17 protein-coding genes and 1 pseudogene are annotated in these 17,471 nt (G+C 36.7%); 14 read left to right on the forward strand and 4 right to left on the reverse strand.

Annotation, left to right across the window (positions count from 1 at the left end):
* Window positions 1-367: 367 nt before the first annotated feature.
* Window positions 368-1,747, reverse strand: coding sequence for an aminotransferase-like domain-containing protein (locus JOC77_RS16830; protein ID WP_204545654.1), 1,380 nt, complete (start codon window positions 1,745-1,747; stop codon window positions 368-370).
* 153 nt (window positions 1,748-1,900) lie between these two features.
* Between JOC77_RS16830 and JOC77_RS16835 the strand changes: the two genes are divergently transcribed.
* The 3 genes and pseudogenes from JOC77_RS16835 to JOC77_RS16845 all read left to right on the forward strand — a co-directional run bounded on the left by JOC77_RS16835 (window position 1,901) and on the right by JOC77_RS16845 (window position 4,200).
* Window positions 1,901-2,803, forward strand: a complete 903-nt coding sequence (locus JOC77_RS16835) for a DMT family transporter (RefSeq protein ID WP_204545929.1) — start codon at window positions 1,901-1,903, stop codon at window positions 2,801-2,803.
* Between the two features lie 242 nt (window positions 2,804-3,045).
* Window positions 3,046-3,601 (forward strand): annotated as a pseudogene (locus tag JOC77_RS16840) (sugar O-acetyltransferase); the annotation flags it as partial.
* 200 nt (window positions 3,602-3,801) lie between these two features.
* Window positions 3,802-4,200: a VOC family protein gene (locus JOC77_RS16845; RefSeq protein ID WP_204545656.1), complete on the forward strand. Its 399-nt coding sequence runs from the start codon at window positions 3,802-3,804 to the stop codon at window positions 4,198-4,200.
* A gap of 1,136 nt (window positions 4,201-5,336) precedes the next feature.
* Here the strand turns inward: JOC77_RS16845 and JOC77_RS16850 are convergent.
* Both JOC77_RS16850 and JOC77_RS16855 read right to left on the reverse strand, forming a co-directional pair.
* Window positions 5,337-5,633, reverse strand: coding sequence for a putative quinol monooxygenase (locus JOC77_RS16850; RefSeq protein WP_204545658.1), 297 nt, complete (start codon window positions 5,631-5,633; stop codon window positions 5,337-5,339).
* Window positions 5,634-5,668: 35 nt separating this feature from the next.
* Complete coding sequence (locus tag JOC77_RS16855; protein ID WP_204545660.1) at window positions 5,669-6,304, reverse strand: nitroreductase family protein; 636 nt, start codon at window positions 6,302-6,304, stop codon at window positions 5,669-5,671.
* Between the two features lie 643 nt (window positions 6,305-6,947).
* Here JOC77_RS16855 and JOC77_RS16860 point away from each other — a divergent pair.
* Together JOC77_RS16860 and JOC77_RS16865 are read left to right on the forward strand one after the other, a co-directional pair.
* The gene (locus JOC77_RS16860) at window positions 6,948-7,151 is read left to right on the forward strand and encodes a YozQ family protein (protein WP_204545663.1); all 204 of its coding nucleotides are present in this window, start codon (window positions 6,948-6,950) and stop codon (window positions 7,149-7,151) included.
* A gap of 428 nt (window positions 7,152-7,579) precedes the next feature.
* Complete coding sequence (locus JOC77_RS16865) at window positions 7,580-9,223, forward strand: alkaline phosphatase (protein WP_204545666.1); 1,644 nt, start codon at window positions 7,580-7,582, stop codon at window positions 9,221-9,223.
* A 50-nt stretch (window positions 9,224-9,273) separates the two neighbouring features.
* Here the strand turns inward: JOC77_RS16865 and JOC77_RS16870 are convergent, their stop codons facing one another.
* On the reverse strand, window positions 9,274-9,600 hold the full coding sequence (locus JOC77_RS16870; RefSeq protein WP_204545682.1) for a metal ABC transporter solute-binding protein, Zn/Mn family: 327 nt from the start codon (window positions 9,598-9,600) through the stop codon (window positions 9,274-9,276).
* 495 nt (window positions 9,601-10,095) lie between these two features.
* Between JOC77_RS16870 and JOC77_RS16875 the strand changes: the two genes are divergently transcribed.
* The 9 genes from JOC77_RS16875 (at window position 10,096) to JOC77_RS16915 (ending at window position 17,462) form a co-directional block, all read left to right on the forward strand.
* A complete protein-coding gene (locus JOC77_RS16875) occupies window positions 10,096-10,425 on the forward strand; it encodes an ArsR/SmtB family transcription factor (protein WP_204545685.1) in 330 nt (109 codons plus the stop codon).
* 264 nt (window positions 10,426-10,689) lie between these two features.
* Window positions 10,690-11,556 carry a permease gene (locus JOC77_RS16880; protein ID WP_204545688.1) on the forward strand — a complete coding sequence of 289 codons (867 nt, stop codon included), beginning with the start codon at window positions 10,690-10,692 and terminating at the stop codon, window positions 11,554-11,556.
* A 207-nt stretch (window positions 11,557-11,763) separates the two neighbouring features.
* Window positions 11,764-11,916 carry a hypothetical protein gene (locus JOC77_RS16885; protein ID WP_204545691.1) on the forward strand — a complete coding sequence of 51 codons (153 nt, stop codon included), beginning with the start codon at window positions 11,764-11,766 and terminating at the stop codon, window positions 11,914-11,916.
* 549 nt (window positions 11,917-12,465) lie between these two features.
* Window positions 12,466-13,428, forward strand: coding sequence for a PstS family phosphate ABC transporter substrate-binding protein (locus JOC77_RS16890; protein ID WP_204545694.1), 963 nt, complete (start codon window positions 12,466-12,468; stop codon window positions 13,426-13,428).
* 70 nt (window positions 13,429-13,498) lie between these two features.
* Complete coding sequence (pstC, locus tag JOC77_RS16895) at window positions 13,499-14,440, forward strand: phosphate ABC transporter permease subunit PstC (RefSeq protein ID WP_204545697.1); 942 nt, start codon at window positions 13,499-13,501, stop codon at window positions 14,438-14,440.
* A gap of 35 nt (window positions 14,441-14,475) precedes the next feature.
* Window positions 14,476-15,318: a phosphate ABC transporter permease PstA gene (pstA, locus tag JOC77_RS16900; RefSeq protein WP_377337599.1), complete on the forward strand. Its 843-nt coding sequence runs from the start codon at window positions 14,476-14,478 to the stop codon at window positions 15,316-15,318.
* A gap of 24 nt (window positions 15,319-15,342) precedes the next feature.
* On the forward strand, window positions 15,343-16,152 hold the full coding sequence (gene pstB, locus JOC77_RS16905; RefSeq protein WP_377337596.1) for a phosphate ABC transporter ATP-binding protein PstB: 810 nt from the start codon (window positions 15,343-15,345) through the stop codon (window positions 16,150-16,152).
* Window positions 16,153-16,169: 17 nt separating this feature from the next.
* A complete protein-coding gene (gene phoU / locus JOC77_RS16910) occupies window positions 16,170-16,829 on the forward strand; it encodes a phosphate signaling complex protein PhoU (RefSeq protein WP_204545707.1) in 660 nt (219 codons plus the stop codon).
* 288 nt (window positions 16,830-17,117) lie between these two features.
* Window positions 17,118-17,462: an ArsR/SmtB family transcription factor gene (locus tag JOC77_RS16915; protein WP_204545710.1), complete on the forward strand. Its 345-nt coding sequence runs from the start codon at window positions 17,118-17,120 to the stop codon at window positions 17,460-17,462.
* Window positions 17,463-17,471 lie beyond the last annotated feature (9 nt).

Here is a 17,471-nt window from a genome sequence, read left to right on the forward strand (position 1 = left end):
CATTAACCATTATGGGAATAGCGAGCAATACAAAAACCCAAGATGAAATATTTTCATCTTGGGGTGTGAGTCAAGTAATCATGTGAGTTTCTTATTCAATGTAGTCTATGTGTTTAGAGGAAACCACAGCTCTATTACCTAAAGAAAAACCCTCAATCTCATGACAATAAGAGGGGGTTTTTCCTTTTTAATAGATTTAGGAAAAGGACTGTCTTATTCAGGAAAAGCCCCCGTTAGCACAATAACTTCTATTGTTGAATAAGAATTTTTGAATTTAATAAACGTTACCTTAAAAATATCAATACTGGCAAACAGGTCATAATCAATCCTTATTTTCCAGGTATTTTAAGTATCTTCTTCAATTACTCTAAAATAGGAGTAAATGTTTATTTGGAGTATTATGATTTTTTCTACTGTCAATTAAAGAAATACAGCGAGCCAATCGTTCTATCCCTAGTTTTATTTGATTCTCGTTCACTTGAGAGATACTTAATCGAAGGAGATTTTCCTTTCTATATTCAGGTAAAAACATTCTAGAGGCATCATCAACATATATATGCTGCTCGTTTAGCATATGAACCACCTGTTTTGCGGTCATATTCTCGGGCAAACTGATGGATAAATAGAATCCTGAAGTCGGTTTCGAAAAATCAGTATTAGGCGGTAGAAATAATTCACATGCTTCTTGTAGGATTTGCATTTTAATACGGTATACCTCTTTTATTTTTTTAAGATGGCTATTAAACATACCATTTTTTAAATAGATTTCTAGTGCACCTTGAGAAAGTGCTGGACTATTAAAATCCGAAGTAAATTTGTATCGTAAAAAATTGTTTAGCATTAATGCAGGAAGAACAACAGTACCAATCCTTAACCCGGGGAGGAAAATTTTCGAAAAGCTTTTAATATAAATCACTCTCCCCGAAGGATCAGAAGAAAATAAAGGATCTGATTTTGGATTTGGATCAAGGTCTCCTAAAATATCATCCTCCACTATATATACATCGTATTTTTCAGCTAACTCAACGATCTTTTTCTTTTCGCTATTCGTGTAACTATGTCCAAGTGGATTGTTAAATCTCGGGACAATATAGAAAAACTTTATATCATTATTTCGAAAAATGTATTCCAGACGTTCAAGATCAATACCTTCCATCGATAACTCGATTCCAAAAGTAGTAGCTTGGTGCAGTTTGATTGACTCGATAAATCCGAAATAAGTAGGCTGCTCAATTAGAATATTGTTTTTTCCATTTGGAAATGGCATAGAAACCAATAAATTTAGGGCTTGCTGCGAGCCAGATACTACCACTAATCTTTCAGGTTCAGTGAACACCTGTAAATTTTGCAAATATTTCACTAGCTGTACTCGTAGTGAGTAAAGCCCTTGATGATCAGAGTATGTAAAAAGCTCTTCTTTATATTGGTCTATTGCTTGATTAATACAATGTTGAAATTCCACATAAGGCATAGCATTTTTATCTGGACCGGCAGACAAGAAATCAATCACCTCATTTATTTCCGTCGCTTTTTGAAATTCATTCACAACATAGTAGCCGCTTTTAGGAACAGAATAAATTAAATGCTCTTTTTCAAGTTCGGCGTATGCTTTCATGACCGTATTTTTGCTGCATGAAAAATACTCAGATAACTGACGAACAGAAGGGAGTTTACTGCCTGCAATTACCGAACCATCTGCTATCTGAATCTTAATTTCTTCCATTATCTTAATATATTTTGAGTTCATGTAGAGATCCTCCTTTAACTGTACCAGGACAGATGGATTATTAAATGGTTTATTTTTATTGGATGTACTCATAGTATGTTAATTATATCAGAATTTTTTGGTAAGAAATGGTACAGATGTGATTTGAAATATAGAAAATTGGGGTTGGATAAGATGCAGGGAGAAACAAGAGAGAAATTAGGATTATTTTTGGGATTAGTAGGCGTCATTTGTTTTAGCTTAACGCTCCCTTCTACAAGTATTGCAGTAGAGTATTTTGGTACTACGGTCGTTGGTTTAGGAAGAACAGTTGCAGCCGCTATTTTAGTAGCCGTAGTATTGATTGTGCGAAAAGAAAAACTACCTTCTCCCCGCCAATTCAAACGTCTGCTTATTGTTGCTGCAGGTGCAGTTTTAGGATTTCCTCTCCTTACTTCTTGGGCAATGGTATCCCTGCCTGTTTCTCATGGAGCTGTGGAACTAGCCCTTTTACCGCTAGCAACAGCCGGATTTGCTATGTTTAGAGCAGGAGAAATTCCTTCTCTCAAATTCTGGATTTCAAGTATAATCGGATCTTTAGCTGTTATTATGTATGCAATTCATCTTGGATTCGGTGAATTAAAATTTGCCGATTTAGCTTTACTAGCAGCTGTGCTTATACTTGGACTTAGTTACGCAGAAGGTGGGAAATTAGCGAAAGAATTAGGCAGCTGGCAAGTGATTGCTTGGGCAATTATGATCGGTGCTCCATTTTTCGTTATCCCAGTTGGGTTAAACCTTACATCTGAAATGCTCCATGCCCCAATACAAGCTTGGGTTAGTTTTATATATCTCGCAGTGGTTAGTCAATTTCTAGCATATGTTGCTTGGTATAGCGGAATGGCTATGGGCGGAATAGCAAGAGTTAGTCAGATTCAATACTTACAACCATTTTTGATGATTCTATTTGCAACAGTATTTCTAGATGAATCCATCACATTGTTCACTCTTGTAATAGCAGTGATTGTTGTCTTTTCTGTTATATTTGGCAAAAATGCTCCCGTATCAAAAAAAGGAGCTTTGAAAAAAACTAACTAAATGTTCAATTAGATGTGAAAAACATGGAATAACACCAAAGATACACAATTTATTGGTATCTGCTGGCTTAGCCGGACTAAGGTCGAGTCACTATGTAATTTGTGTAATTAGGTTGATTAGCCAAACTGTTAAACAAAAGGGGTGCGTTAGTGCAATAAGGAAAGTAATTGAGATTGAATATGCTTGTATATACAAGTAAATTCAATTATACGCTATCAAACACTTTTGAAAGTAGGTCTAAAATGAAAACTGAAAAAGAAAAAATGTTGGCTGGAGAAATGTGCAATCCTGCTGATCCAGTATTATTAAAGGAACGTGAGGAAGCAAGAAGCAAGGTAAGGGTATATAATCAAACTATTGAAACTGAAGGAGAAAAGCGGACTAAATTATTAAAGGAATTACTTGGAACAACTGGAGAATACGTATATATGGAGCCAAATATACGATTTGATTATGGTTATAACACACACGTAGGAGATAACTTTTTTGCAAACTTCGACTGTACCATTTTAGATGTTTGTGAAGTACGATTTGGGGGATAAATGTGTGCTTGCACCTGGAGTACAAATCTATACTGCAACACATCCACTTAATCCAACTGAACGTAATTCAGGTAAGGAATATGCAAAACCGATTACTTTTGGAAACAATGTATGGATTGGAGGAAGTGCCGTAATAAACCCAGGAGTAACGGTAGGAGATAATGTTGTTATAGCATCAGGTGCAGTAGTTACTAAAGACATGCCAGAAAATGTAGTGGTGGGTGGGAACCCAGCAAGAATATTAAACAAATTGAATTTTAAAGAGTGGAACGGAGCTGTCATAGTGGCAGCTTCTCTTCAGATTGTGAAAGATCGTACTTAAAGTAACGGGTCCGTTAGTTGAAGTATGAATCGGATTGAATTATTTTTTATGAAATGTCATTATTAATTAAAGTCACCTTTTATTATATTAAATAATGAAGGCTTTAATTAAGTGACTAAAGGAGTTGATTTTTAATGGAAAAAGTTACACCATTCTTAATGTTTCAAGATGGTAAAGCAGAAGAAGCGATGAATCATTACATATCAATCATTGACGATTCAGAAATTAAAAGTATTGTTCGCTATGGAGCGAATGAAGCTGGAGACGAAGGAACTGTAATGCAGGCTGCTTTTTCCTTAAAAGGGCAAGAATTTATGTGCATTGACAGTAATGTGAAGCATCAGTTTTCCTTTACTCCTTCATTCTCATTTTTTGTTACTTGTGATACTGAAGAAGAAATTAACAACCTTTATCAGAAACTTATCGAGGGTGGACAAGCCCTTATGCCAATTGGTGATTATGGTTTTAGTCAAAGGTTTGGTTGGCTAAATGATCGGTATGGAGTATCGTGGCAGCTAAATCTCCCTTCGTGAAAGTCTTTAGTGTTTTCATTAAATAAATACTACAGTGAAGAAACAAGGTATTACTTCATGTGGAGTAATACCTACTTTTATTTTAAAGAGCTTAATTAGTTTTTGTGAAGTAACGTACTTAAACTTCCATGAAAATAAGTTTCCTCTAGACTTAGAAAAAAGCAATATTTAAGGCCCTGCTCAATCGTCAAAAAATGAGGAGGGCGTGACTGGATTAAGGACAGTATCAGTATGGACAGGTCCTAACCATATTCATTCTCTGTGGTGCAGCGAGATTCTTTCGCTGCAGGGATGGCTAAAGGGTGCGTTAGTTTTATAGCGGATTTTTTCATAGCATTGTCTGTCTAATATTCACCAGGAATCTAGAAGAAAAATCAGATAAATATAAAGAATAGTTATTTGATGACCTGAACACGAGGGGGGATATTAAATTAAATTAAATTAACAATATTTCTTTTTACCATTCTTATGACTATTGCGGGTTCTACTCAAAAGTCTCTAAAGGAGCAAGTAGTAGATTTAGAAAAAAACAAATTTAAGAATTCCCTTTTCAAGATAACCGAGGTTCTTGTAATTACGGTTATTAATGATAAAACGGTGGATTTCATTGTTTTAGCTAAAGGGCTGAGTGCTGAAGGTGAGTATACAATTTCATTTAAAACCCAGGATCAAAGAGGAGTTACATTTGGACCAAAGGTTAATGTCGATATAAAAGTTGGTCGAATTGTAGGAGAAACACAATTCAAACCTAATAATCAGGGTGTTAATGGTTTCGATGGCAAATCCTTTAAGGATGCTCGAAGGCTCTGAAAAGTCGTCATTTGTAGTGAAATCTAAAGATGGAGCTGGTATCCTTAAAACTTCACCAATATCCTTCGCAACAAACATGAATTAATTTTTAGCTTAAGTTACTATAGGGTATCATAGTTTAATGATGGCTGCTTTGGCAGTCCTTTTCTTTATTTCACTACCGGGTGCGTTAGGGGTAAAAGGGATTTGTTCGCTAACTGTGATTAAAATGAGGACGACTAAAAAGTAACTTCTTCAAACTATGTTGAAAGAATGTGAAGAGATCGCTATTTACTCTCATCTCTTTTTATAAAAAAGAGACCACTAAAGGTCTCTCATCGTTAAATTTATAATGTAACAGGCTGTCCATCAAATGCTTTTACATCAAGCGGTGCAGTCAGAAATTCCTTCACTTTGCCAACGAATGAAGTAAAATCGCTGCTTTGGTTATGGCTGTCAACTGCCTGTGCATCCTTCCAGACTTCAACCATCATGAATATATTATCATTTTCTGTATTTTTGTACAGATTGTACGAAACATTTCCGTTTTCTTTACGTGACGCAGCGATAAGCGGCTGCAGCTCTGTTAAAAATTCATCATGCTTGGCAGGATTAACGTGGAATGTAGCGTGAATAATAATCATAAAAAGTCATCCTTTTCATTATGTTTTTTAACAGCTTACTTCCATTGTGCGACTCGATCGATGGGAAGGCGAACAGATTTGTGTCCAGTGTCTGCAGCTTTACCGATGGAGATAAGCATAACTGGAACATAACGTTCCTTGTCTAAACCAAATGCTTCGGCAATTTTGTCCTTTTCATAACCGCCTATAGGATTAGTATCATACCCATATGCTCGGGCAGCAAGCATGAGCTGCATCGATACAAGACCTCCATCTACTAGTACTACATCTTCCATCTCTGCACGGGAAATAGTCTCGAAATAGCCAGCGAATGACTTATGAATTCCTTCCTTCACTTCAAGCGGCATATGCCCTTCTGCTACTGCCTTGCCATAAATTTCTTCAAACTTCTCGAAGTTATTGAGATCCCCAAACACTGCAATCATAGCAGCAGAAGTTTCTACCTGGTTCTGATTGAAGCGGGCAAGAGGTGCAAGCTTTGCTTTTGCTTCGCGGCTCTCGATTACAAGGAACCTCCATGGCTGCATATTAACGGAAGAAGGTGCAGTAGTCGCGAGTGAAAGGATTTCCTCCATTTCTTCCTTGTTGATTTTTACTGTTGGATCGTAATTCTTAATTGAACGGCGCCCTTTAACAATTTCATTAAAGTCGTTAGTTTTTTGTGTAGTCATAGCTGTGTAACTCCTTCTATTCTGAATGATATTTATTTTAAATTTGCTGCAGCTTATTTATACAGAATACAATGAACAAAATTACTCCTTTTTTTTGTATTTGTAAACCAAAAGGGCTTAGGACATCTCTCACCAAATACGGGCTTATACATCCATTTTCTTTGGTTAAACATAAATGAAAATTAACAGGCTTAATGATTATGAAAAGTATGATTGATGCTGCTAATGCCGTTAACTCTGTCTTTATCTTATTGGTTTCTTAATAACCCATTAAGGGAATATAACAAAATAGACAAATAGTGGGAGGAGTTGATTTTGATGAAAGTAATTTTAATTCTAGCTGTAATTGTAATTGGATATATGGTATTTAAAAAGGTTGTGAAACGAAGATAATAACAATCACTCAAAGCAGCTCCTGAAAAGGGGCTTTTATTTATGGTTCAGTTAAACTTATTTAGATTGTGTGTGCCGGAAAGCATTTTTTCTTATTGAAAGGCGTCTGTTCTGTTGGGAAAAGAATAAAAAGAGCCTTTGGCGGGAAGCAAAAGATTTTCTAAATAGCTGCTTTTGAATTTGATTAGGCTTGCTGTATGAATAAGATGCTTTTGACGAAAAATATCCAAGAACGAAAGAAGGGTTAACTATGGAAAATAAAGAAAATAAAGAGAGTCTAAAATTAGCGAACAGGTACTATCAGCCGGGTGATTATTACAGAGAGGACCAGGTTTCGAATGGTTTAGCTATAACACATGAGCAAGTGAGTGATAATTACATGGGAAATGAAAGTGTACCTCCGGAAAGCAGAGTTGCTCCAATTCCTAGAAACTCAACAGAAGAAAGGGAATAGCTTTCCTATATATTTGAAGTGAGTGTTATAAATGATTTTTAAAACTAACGAGTGCGTTAGTGGAAAGGGGGCTGCTGCGGCAGCCCCTATAGTTGTTCTAGTAACTGTTCATTGTATTGGTGGTGATTCAGGCACACTAGGAGCAATTACACGCTGTTTATACCTTCTGTTTCCTGCATAAAATTGGACCTCTAAAAACCCCCGCCTGTTGACCATTCAGCTTTCATATAACTAAAATATGCAGAAGAGAGAGTTTGGAAAAATGCTTGAAAAACCTAAAAAATTATAAAAACCTACTTTGTGCAGCGGTTTTTTGTTTACATTTCTGTTAAATAAGTTAACTTATTCTTTACTCTTCTGTAATGAGAGCTTTATAAACAATTTTTAAAATAGGATAGCAGGAATAAATAATGGGAGGTTTCACCTAAATGAAGGGGAATTGGAAGAATAAGACACTTGGTCTTACATTATCCGGTGCTATAGCACTTGGTAGTCTAGGAGTATCAAAAAATTTGGAATCGCATGCTTCTGCAGATAACAAACGCAAAAAGCCAACAAATGTAATCATGATGGTTATGGACGGAACAAGTGCTGGAACAACGACTCTGTCGAGATGGTACAAAGGACAAAACTTAGCTATAGACTCCATGGCGTCAGGAGCGGTTCGTACATATTCAGCAGAATCTGCAATAACCGACTCAGCTCCAGCTGGTACAGCGATGGCCACTGGGAATAAGTCGAATGATAAATATATAGGAATTCTGCCTTCTGAAGTAAGCTCACCTGGTCTAAAACAAATTAAAACTCAGGACCAGCAAAAGCCGGTTGCAAACGTTTTAGAAGGGGCTAAACAGGCAGGAAAAGCTACTGGAATTATTGCTACTTCTCAAATTCAGCATGCAACACCTGCTGCATTCTCGTCTCATGCTGTTCATAGAAGTCTTTTTGGAGACATTGCTGAACAGCAGGTTTATCAAAACATCGATGTTGTGCTTGGCGGAGGAAAGGAAGCACTTCTTCCTGGCACTGAAGGCGATGCAAGAAAAGATGGCGAAAACATGGTTAATGTCATCAAGGGTAAAAAATACGACTTTGTAGAAAATAGGCAGGATTTGATGAATTCTAAGTCAGATAAAATCTGGGGAAGCTTTTCTCAGGATGCTATGGCCTATGATTTTAACCGCCCTGTTACTAGAGCAGAAGAGCCGACTCTTGCAGACATGACCAAGAAGGCAGTAAGCACATTATCAAAGGATAAAGATGGTTTCTTCTTATTTGTAGAAGGGAGCCAGGTTGACTGGGCAGCACATGCTAATGATCCAATAGGTATGGTTAGTGAAACACTTGCATTCGATGCAGCTGTGAAAGAAGCAAAAGAGTTTGCTAGAAAAGATGGAAATACGCTTGTTATTGCTGTAAGTGATCATGGTAACAGCGGTATCACCATGGGCAACGTTAATACTAACAGCTCTTATCCAAATACGCCGGTTTCTGCGTATATTAATCCTTTGAAAAAAGCTAAAATGACAGTTGAAGGTGCTGTTTCCCAGCTAAAAGAAGATAAATCCAACATTAAAGAGGTAGCAGAATTATACGGTTTAGATAACCTGACTGAAGAAGAATTAAATAAATTAAAAGAATCACCTAAATTAGGTGCTTTAATGTCAGATATGCTGTCTAAACGGGCTAATTTAGGTTTTACGACAGGCGGTCACACTGGCGAGGATATGACTCTTTATACGTATGGTCCGACAAGACCTACAGGCGTCATTGAGAACACGGATCTCGCTTTAGCAATGTCCCGTTTTATGGGCTTTGATTTAGGCAAGCTGAGCAGTAATTTATTTACTGGTGCAACCGATTTATTCAAAAAAGCAGGCTATACTACAGAAATTAATAAAACCGATGAGTTCAATCCTATATTCATTGCAAAAAAAGGAAAGGTTGAAATTAAAATACCGGCTAATAAAAATGAAATGTGGATGAACGGCAAAAAAACGAATTTAAGCGGTGTAGCTGTGTTTAACGGCAAAGACTTTTATGTTCCGGCAGATGCCATTAAATTTCGTTAAATTAATATAAAATAATAAAGTGAACTAATGCAGCCGCTTAGTTCACTTTTTTAGTGAAGTGGAGAGTTATTTGAATTTTTGGCTGCTTCGGCGGTTTTTGATGCTCCTGTAAACCGGCTGCCTCTATCATGATATAAGTAAGCTGGCCCATGACGAGATAGAGGAATTTTTGCCACTTTTGCTTGGACATTTTGTTCAAAGATTACGTAATAAATATCTTGTTCTTTAGATTCTTTAATAATATTTTGTAATTCTTTTTGTGTTGGTTCTTGTGTAGGTGATAAACCTGAAACGGCATCTAGCTCTATTCCATATCTCTTCTCCCAAAAACAATACGCAGCATGAGAAACTAGTAAATACTTTGTACTCGAATTCACAAGGCTATTTTATATTGTTGATGCAGCTTATTCAGGTCTTTACTTAAATCGAAACAATTAGATTCAAACTCAGCAGCATGTTCTGGCATTTGTTTCCGACAATGAGTTTTTATATTGTCTGCTAGTTCAATGGCAAGTACAAGGGTCTAGCCATACATGTGGGTCTTGGTCACCGTGGTCATGTTCTTCATGGCTATCATGGTGTTCTTTTTCAGAATCACAGGGGGAGGTTAATAGGTCAATTCCTTCTGCTCCTTTTAGAATCTTTACATCTTCATAGTGTCTACAGCTTTTTCTGCAAAGTCTTCCACACCAACTCCCGTGTAAATAAACAAATCGGAATGAGCAATAGGAACTTCCAAAAAAATAAAAGATATTGCTTTAGTAAATTATAAAAATAAACATCAATTTTTTTTGATTTATCAGTTGTATAATGGAATTGTTTGGTATATATTAAAAATACATCAAGAATGTTTGATGAAAGGAGATGAAAAGATGGATATCAAAATAGCATTGGAAGATGTCAGCTTAGATTTATTGTTTGAGAAATACGAAGGTAAATTCAAAGCATTGGCGGACAAAAAGCGACTTCACATCTTGAACATTCTTACTCAAAATGGAAGCATGTGTGTATGCGATATAGAGCCTATAATCGAAATGACACAATCAAAGCTGTCTTATCATCTAAAAATATTGTTAGACGCAGGCTTGATCGAGAAAGAAGCTAGGGGAACCTGGAGCTATTATCATGTAAATCAAAAAGAACTGAATGCCCTTTTATCTGAACAGTTTTGCTGTCTATTTAAACCGCCAGGCTGCTGCTAATTTTTTCAAACAAAACATCAATTTTTTTTGATTAATAAATCAATATAATTTGATTAACAACGAAAAAGTAATGAATCATGAGTTAGAAAATTTTAATGAAAGTGAAAGCAGAGGGAACTGAATCAACATGTTCAAGCCAAAACCTTTCAATGTGAAGAAAGAAATGTACGAAAAAACAGTTATCTTTAAAAAACGGGATTTTTACAACAAAAGAATGCAACTTGCAAAGATGTGCGTGCAGCTGCTAAAAAGGAGTGATGGAACATGTGGATGGAAAGCATAAAAAGTTTTTTCAGTATCGCAATAGAGTTAACCTTGTTATTTATTGTCATATCATTTGCGATCAGTATTCTTCAAGGGTTTATCCCTTATGAGAAAATCGAAAGAAAAATAGCAGGGGAAAATAAACTGGCGGGTGCATTTTTTGCCTTAGTACTTGCTTTTATTACCCCGTTTTGTTCATGTTCGACGATTCCGGTAGTCGTTAATATGCTAAAGAATAAAATGCCTTTCGGGATTGTCATGGTATTCTTATTTTCTTCTCCAGTATTGGATCCAACCATTTTAACGATTATGGGTGTTGTGATGGGCTGGAAAGTTGCCTTTGTCTACACTGTGATTACTTCAGTATTCTCAGCTATTATTGGATTTACCTTAGAATGGCTTGGACTACAGAAAGCAGTTAAAAACGTAGTAATGACAGGGTATCAGGAAGAACAGCAAAAGTTCAGCTTCAAGAAAGCCTGGAAAGAAACGTTGGATTTAATGAAAAGTGTCTATCCTTACCTCCTTATTGGAGCAGGAGTGGGTTCTTTCATTCATGGTGTAGTTCCAACAGAATGGATTTCAAATATCTTTAGTAAAGATCACTGGTGGTTAATTCCTATTGCAGCCATCATTGGCATACCACTTTATATCCGTTTATCTAGCATGATACCAATCTCGCAAATTCTAATTGCTAAGGGAATGGCATTGGGACCTGTAATGGCATTGATGATCAGCTCAGCTGGTGCAAGCCTGCCAGAGGTCATTCTTTTAAAATCAATCTTTAAAAAAGAACTAGTTATTACATTCGTAGTATCAGTCGTGGTTATGTCTACAGTTTCTGGATTTATTTTCACTTTTGTCTAACCAATTCCGGGTTATGAAGGATATTTTATTCCGATGAAAGTGTTTGCCTCTAGATTAGTGGGTCCCCGATTTTACAGACAGGAGATCAAACATACAGGCATAGAGTAGACTCACAGAAAATAATCGTGTGTCATCAGACGGCAATGTCGAAGGTCCCTTACTCGTTATAAAAGATAGGGAGCCAGGTAATTAAAGGAGGTGAATAAGATGTTTGATTTCATTAAAAAAGCAACTGGTAAAAAGGTAGACTCTGGCTGCTGCGGAGTTGAAATTAAAGAAGTAACAAACACAGAAAACACAGCTGCCGATGAATCATGCTGTGGCTCAAGCGAAGACAACAAGGATTTATACTGCGGGTAAACGATTGGTTGGAACATATGGGGCTCCTTAAACTGGAATCCCGTATGTTTTAGTTATTTGTCATTCGCTTAGACCTCAAAGCATCAACGACAATTGGGGTGATTATATGATAAAGATAAGGACAATATAGGGAATTGGTTTAACGCCCAATTAAATATGTAGATGTGATATCTAGGGAACCAATTATAAAGAATTAAAACCAATGAGTATAATCCACCATATTACTATTCTATTATACATACTAGAGAAGCCACAATGCCTTGTGTAATTCAATTTGAAAGTGCATTAATTTTACATTTCTTCATCTTTAATTTACACACCGTTAACATTAAAACTTTATAATATGATCAAGTTGTCACTTCATCCATGACAACTATAAACCAAACTCCCCTTCATCCCCGTTGGGGAGTTTCTATTTGTAATCAAAAGAAAACCTCCATTTACAAAGGCTTTACAAATCTTAACACTGCGTTAACCCTACAATAACAATTAACTAGTAATATAGTCTTGTACCAAACAAAAACATTTCAAATTGGGGGAAGTCAAAAAATGAAGTTCAAATCTTTATTGGCTACATTAACTGTATCTTCTGCACTTTTACTAGCAGCGTGTGGAAATGGTGACGGAAGTAAATCCAATGGAGCTGCTGGTTCAGGTTCATCCAAAGAATTGTCTGGAACAGTCCAAATAGATGGATCTTCAACTGTATTTCCAATCATGGAAGCTGTTTCTGAAGAATATGCAGCTGAACAGCCAAATGTAAAAGCACCTATTGGTGTTGCTGGAACTGGTGGAGGATTTGAAAAATTCATTAATGGCGAAACAGATATAAGTAATGCTTCTCGTCCTATTAAGGAAGAAGAGATTCAAGCGTTAAAAGATAAGAACATTAAATATGAAGAATTTGAAATCGCTTATGACGGTCTATCCGTAGTTGTTAATAAAGAGAATGACTTTATCGATAAACTGACAGTCGAAGAATTACAAAAAATGTGGCTGGAGACTGGAAAAGTAAAAACATGGGCTGATGTTCGTGAAGGATGGCCAAAGGAACCTATTAAATTCTATAGCCCTGGTACAGACTCAGGTACCTACGATTATTTCGATGAAGTAATCCTTGAAGAAGAACAGATGAGAAAAGACACTACATTATCTGAAGATGACAACGTATTAGTACAAGGTGTTCAAGGAAACAAAAACGCTATTGGTTACTTCGGTTATGCGTATTACCTTGAAAACAAAGATAATTTGAAAGTAGTTCCAATCGTAAACAGCAAGGGTAAGGCTGTTACTCCGAAACCTGAAACAATTATGAGTGGAGAATATGAGCCGCTTTCACGTCCGTTATACTTCTATGCAAATGTTGAGTCACTTAAAAAGCCTGAAGTATATGACTTTATAAACTTTACACTTGAAAATGCTGGGCCGTTAGCTGAAGAAGTGGGCTATGTAAGCCTTAAGGAAGAAGAATATAAAGAAGCGTTGAAAAAATTAGAGCAGCATAAGAAGTAAAATGGCTCTAAAACGGTGAGGGGAGGAATCCTCTCACCTTTACTATTGATTAGGGATGAGGGGTTTTTCAATGCAGAAAGATAAAGTATCTATTGCAAAACTTATCGAAGACAATAAAAAAAAGAATAGATATAAACAGGGGTTAATCGAGAAGGCTGTTCCAATCTTTTTGTTTATCACAGCTTTAATTTCAATTCTGACTACAATTGGAATTGTATTTACTTTGCTATTTGAAACAGTTACCTTTTTTGATCGAGTCAAAATCCTCGACTTTATTACAAGTAAAGAATGGTTCCCATTTTTTGAACAAGATCCAAAGTTCGGGATTGCTCCATTGATTTCAGGAACATTATTGATTGCCTTAATTGCTATGTTAGTTGCGATTCCTATTGGGCTTGCTGCTGCCATTTATTTAAGTGAGTATGCGAGCGATAACGTTAGAAGAGTGGTTAAACCTATCTTAGAAGTTCTTGCGGGAATTCCTACTATTGTTTATGGATTCTTTGCTTTAACATTTGTTACACCTCTTTTGCAAAAAATCATTCCAGGTTTAAGTTTCTTTAATGCTCTTAGCCCGGGTATAGTAATAGGAATAATGATTATTCCTATGATAGCCTCTCTTTCAGAAGACGCAATGAGTGCAGTTCCCCGTGCTATGAGGGAAGGTGCATTGGCTCTTGGTTCTACGAAGCTAGAAGTCTCATTAAAAGTTGTATTACCAGCAGCACTTTCTGGAATCATTGCTTCATTTGTACTTGGCATATCCCGTGCCATCGGTGAGACGATGATCGTAACGATCGCCGGGGGTTCTTCTCCCAATCTTACTTTCAATCCAACCGAAGCAGTTCAAACAATGACAGCCTACATTGTGCAGGTAAGTTTAGGTGACGCTTCTTTTGGATCCACTATTTATTATAGTATCTATGCGGTCGGAATGACGTTATTTGTATTTACTCTAATCATGAACCTTATAGCACAATTTATCTCTAAGCGTTTTAGGGAGGAATATTAATGGGATTTATTAATCACGAGAAAGTAGCAGGCAAAATGGCTTCGCGTACTGCTAAAAACTCATTTGTAAAAGGACTTTTCTTGGCAGCAACCCTGTTTGGTCTTGTTGTATTGGCCATTCTTATTTATCGCATTATCACTCAAGGTATTGGGTATTTGGACGGCGATTTTTTTACCAACTTTGCCTCGCGCAGACCTGAAAACGCAGGTATAAAAGCAGCCATTTTCGGGAGTATTTGGTTAATGGCAGTGGCAGCTCCTGTTTCAATTATTTTAGGAGTTGGATGTGCGATTTATCTCGAATTATATGCAAAAAAGAATAAGTTTACTCGTCTTATTCAAATGAATATTGCCAATCTGGCAGGGGTTCCTTCCATTGTATTTGGATTACTGGGTCTTACCGTATTTGTTAGAATGCTAGAAATGGGAAGAAGTGTACTGGCCGGCGGTTTAACAATGAGTTTGTTAATCGTTCCAATTATAGTGGTTGCTTCACAAGAGGCACTTCGAGCTGTTTCAAAGGATATTCAAGAGGCTTCTTACGGATTAGGAGCGACTAAGTGGCAGACCATTCGGCGGGTTGTTTTACCTGCTGCTGTTCCTGGTATTATTACGGGCGTAATCTTGGCCCTATCCCGTGCAGTAGGCGAAACAGCTCCTCTGATCGTTATTGGCGCACTTTCCTTTGTTGCATTTGTTCCGGAAAATATTTGGTCAGGTTTCACAGTTATGCCGATTCAAATCTTTAACTGGACCAGCCGGCCACAAACTGATTTCCATGACGTAGCTGCTGCAGGTATTGTGGTCTTACTAATTATGCTGTTATTAATGAATTCAATCGCTGTATTAATCAGAAATAAATTCTCAAAACGCTACTAATACTTGGATGGAGGGGTACTTTTGATTTCAACTACAAATAAAAACAAGCAAGCAGAACCAAATAACAAGAAATTACAAAAACCAAATGTATTCGAGGCGAAAGGCTTTAATCTCTGGTACGGTGAAGACCAGGCTTTAAAAAATATTGATTTTGACATAGCAGAAAATAATGTTACAGCTATCATTGGGCCATCGGGCTGTGGAAAATCTACTTTTCTTAAGTCCTTAAATCGTATGGTAGAACTGGTTCCAACTGTAAAAATGGCTGGAGAAATTCAATATAGAGGGAAAAATATATTAAGCTCTAAATTCGGCGTAGAGGAATTGCGAACAAAAGTAGGCATGGTATTCCAAAAGCCGAATCCTTTTCCAAAATCAATTTATGAGAATGTTGCTTATGGCCCTAGGATACACGGGATTCGTGATAAAGTGACTCTAGACCAAATTGTCGAAACCAGCTTAAAGGGAGCAGCTATCTGGGACGAAGTGAAAGATCGTTTACATGAAAATGCGTATGGCCTTTCAGGCGGACAGCAGCAACGTCTATGTATAGCAAGATGCTTAGCAATTGAACCAGATGTAATCTTAATGGATGAGCCTACTTCTGCTCTTGATCCAATTTCCACGTTAAAAGTCGAAGAACTTGTACAGCAGTTAAAACAAAACTTTAGTATTGTCATTGTTACTCATAATATGCAGCAAGCTGCCCGTATTTCAGATAAGACGGCTTTCTTCTTGAGTGGTGAGTTAGTTGAATATAATGATACGGATGTCATTTTCTCTAATCCGCGTGATAATAGAACAGAAGATTATATCACAGGTCGTTTCGGTTAAATAAAGGGGGATATTTAATGAACGCTCGTCAAGGTTTTGAAGGAGAACTTTCTGTTTTAAAAAGTTTAGTTCTGGAAATGGGTACGAAAGCGGCGTATGCCTTAAATGAATCGGTCGAGGCGCTGGTTACACAAGATATAGACCGAGCATTAAAAGTTATAGACAATGACTATAAAATTAATCGAATGGATATTGAAATTAATGAAAAGGCTATTTGGTTGATTGCAAAACAACAACCTGTTGCTTCCGACTTAAGAAGACTTGTCACAAGTATAAAAATCGCAACAGACTTAGAACGGGTGGGCGACTTAGCTGTAAATATCGCTAAATCAACTATTCGAATAGGGCAGAAAGAATTGTTTAAGCCTTTGAAGGATATTCCATTAATGGCAGAAAAAGCAGCGGGCATGTTAACTCAAGTAATGGCTGCCTTTAATGAAGAAGATGTAAATAATGCATTAAAAACAGCAGAACTTGATAACGAAATTGATGAATTGTACGGAAGGCTTGTCAAAGAGCTTTTAGAATACATTGCTCGTAATCCAGAGGTTACTTCTCAGGTTACACAGTTATCTTTTATTTGCCGGGATTTAGAAAGAGTAGGAGATCATACAACAAATATCTCTGAAAGTGTTGTTTTTATGGTGAAGGGCCAGCAATATGATTTAAACGCTTAGAAATAAGGCATGAAAACGAATCAAATCGATTTGTTTTCATGCCTTTTTATATTACATAATAGCTGTCAAATACATATCCCTGAACAATAATAGGAATTCTACTCGGTTACTAAAGAGGTTAAGAAGGCGGCCATGCTAGACGGAGAATACGTAGTAATGGCAATGGAAAAGATATTGTAAAGATCGTGTAAAGGTTAAATCAAATGGATTGAATAAATAAGAATATACTAATATAATGATGAAGAAATAACTTATGCGTAAATACTTATTCGATTGTGAGGTGCAATCATGAAAAAACTCTATCCCAATATTGAAACCGCAGCAAGCATATTAAAACTGCTTGGAGACAAGACCAGGCTCGGTATTATAAAAGTAATTTCTGAACAGGAATGCTGTGTGTGTGAGTTCGTGGAGCTCTTTCAAATGACTCAGCCTGCAGTCAGCCAGCATTTACGTAAGTTGAAAGATGGCGGGTTAGTGAAAGAGACGAGAAAAGGGCAATGGATTTTCTATTCTTTGAATTTATCTCATCCTCATATGGATTGGGTTCACGCCATAATCCGTGAAGTACCAAGCCAAAAACAAAAATTAGATGAATTAGAAACACAGGGAAAAAGAATCTGCTGTGACTAACAAGGAGGA

The sequence above is a fragment of the Peribacillus deserti genome (assembly GCF_016909175.1).
GTDB classification, from domain to species: domain Bacteria; phylum Bacillota; class Bacilli; order Bacillales; family DSM-1321; genus Paraperibacillus; species Paraperibacillus deserti.

Coding starts and splice junctions, on each gene's coding strand:
- JOC77_RS16830 (WP_204545654.1), bottom strand. CDS start 1,747: ATGAACTCAAAATATATTAAGATAATGGAAGAAATTAAGATTCAGATA.
- JOC77_RS16835 (WP_204545929.1), top strand. CDS start 1,901: ATGCAGGGAGAAACAAGAGAGAAATTAGGATTATTTTTGGGATTAGTA.
- JOC77_RS16845 (WP_204545656.1), top strand. CDS start 3,802: ATGGAAAAAGTTACACCATTCTTAATGTTTCAAGATGGTAAAGCAGAA.
- JOC77_RS16850 (WP_204545658.1), bottom strand. CDS start 5,633: ATGATTATTATTCACGCTACATTCCACGTTAATCCTGCCAAGCATGAT.
- JOC77_RS16855 (WP_204545660.1), bottom strand. CDS start 6,304: ATGACTACACAAAAAACTAACGACTTTAATGAAATTGTTAAAGGGCGC.
- JOC77_RS16860 (WP_204545663.1), top strand. CDS start 6,948: ATGGAAAATAAAGAAAATAAAGAGAGTCTAAAATTAGCGAACAGGTAC.
- JOC77_RS16865 (WP_204545666.1), top strand. CDS start 7,580: ATGAAGGGGAATTGGAAGAATAAGACACTTGGTCTTACATTATCCGGT.
- JOC77_RS16875 (WP_204545685.1), top strand. CDS start 10,096: ATGGATATCAAAATAGCATTGGAAGATGTCAGCTTAGATTTATTGTTT.
- JOC77_RS16880 (WP_204545688.1), top strand. CDS start 10,690: ATGTGGATGGAAAGCATAAAAAGTTTTTTCAGTATCGCAATAGAGTTA.
- JOC77_RS16885 (WP_204545691.1), top strand. CDS start 11,764: ATGTTTGATTTCATTAAAAAAGCAACTGGTAAAAAGGTAGACTCTGGC.
- JOC77_RS16890 (WP_204545694.1), top strand. CDS start 12,466: ATGAAGTTCAAATCTTTATTGGCTACATTAACTGTATCTTCTGCACTT.
- pstC (WP_204545697.1), top strand. CDS start 13,499: ATGCAGAAAGATAAAGTATCTATTGCAAAACTTATCGAAGACAATAAA.
- pstA (WP_377337599.1), top strand. CDS start 14,476: ATGGCTTCGCGTACTGCTAAAAACTCATTTGTAAAAGGACTTTTCTTG.
- phoU (WP_204545707.1), top strand. CDS start 16,170: ATGAACGCTCGTCAAGGTTTTGAAGGAGAACTTTCTGTTTTAAAAAGT.
- JOC77_RS16915 (WP_204545710.1), top strand. CDS start 17,118: ATGAAAAAACTCTATCCCAATATTGAAACCGCAGCAAGCATATTAAAA.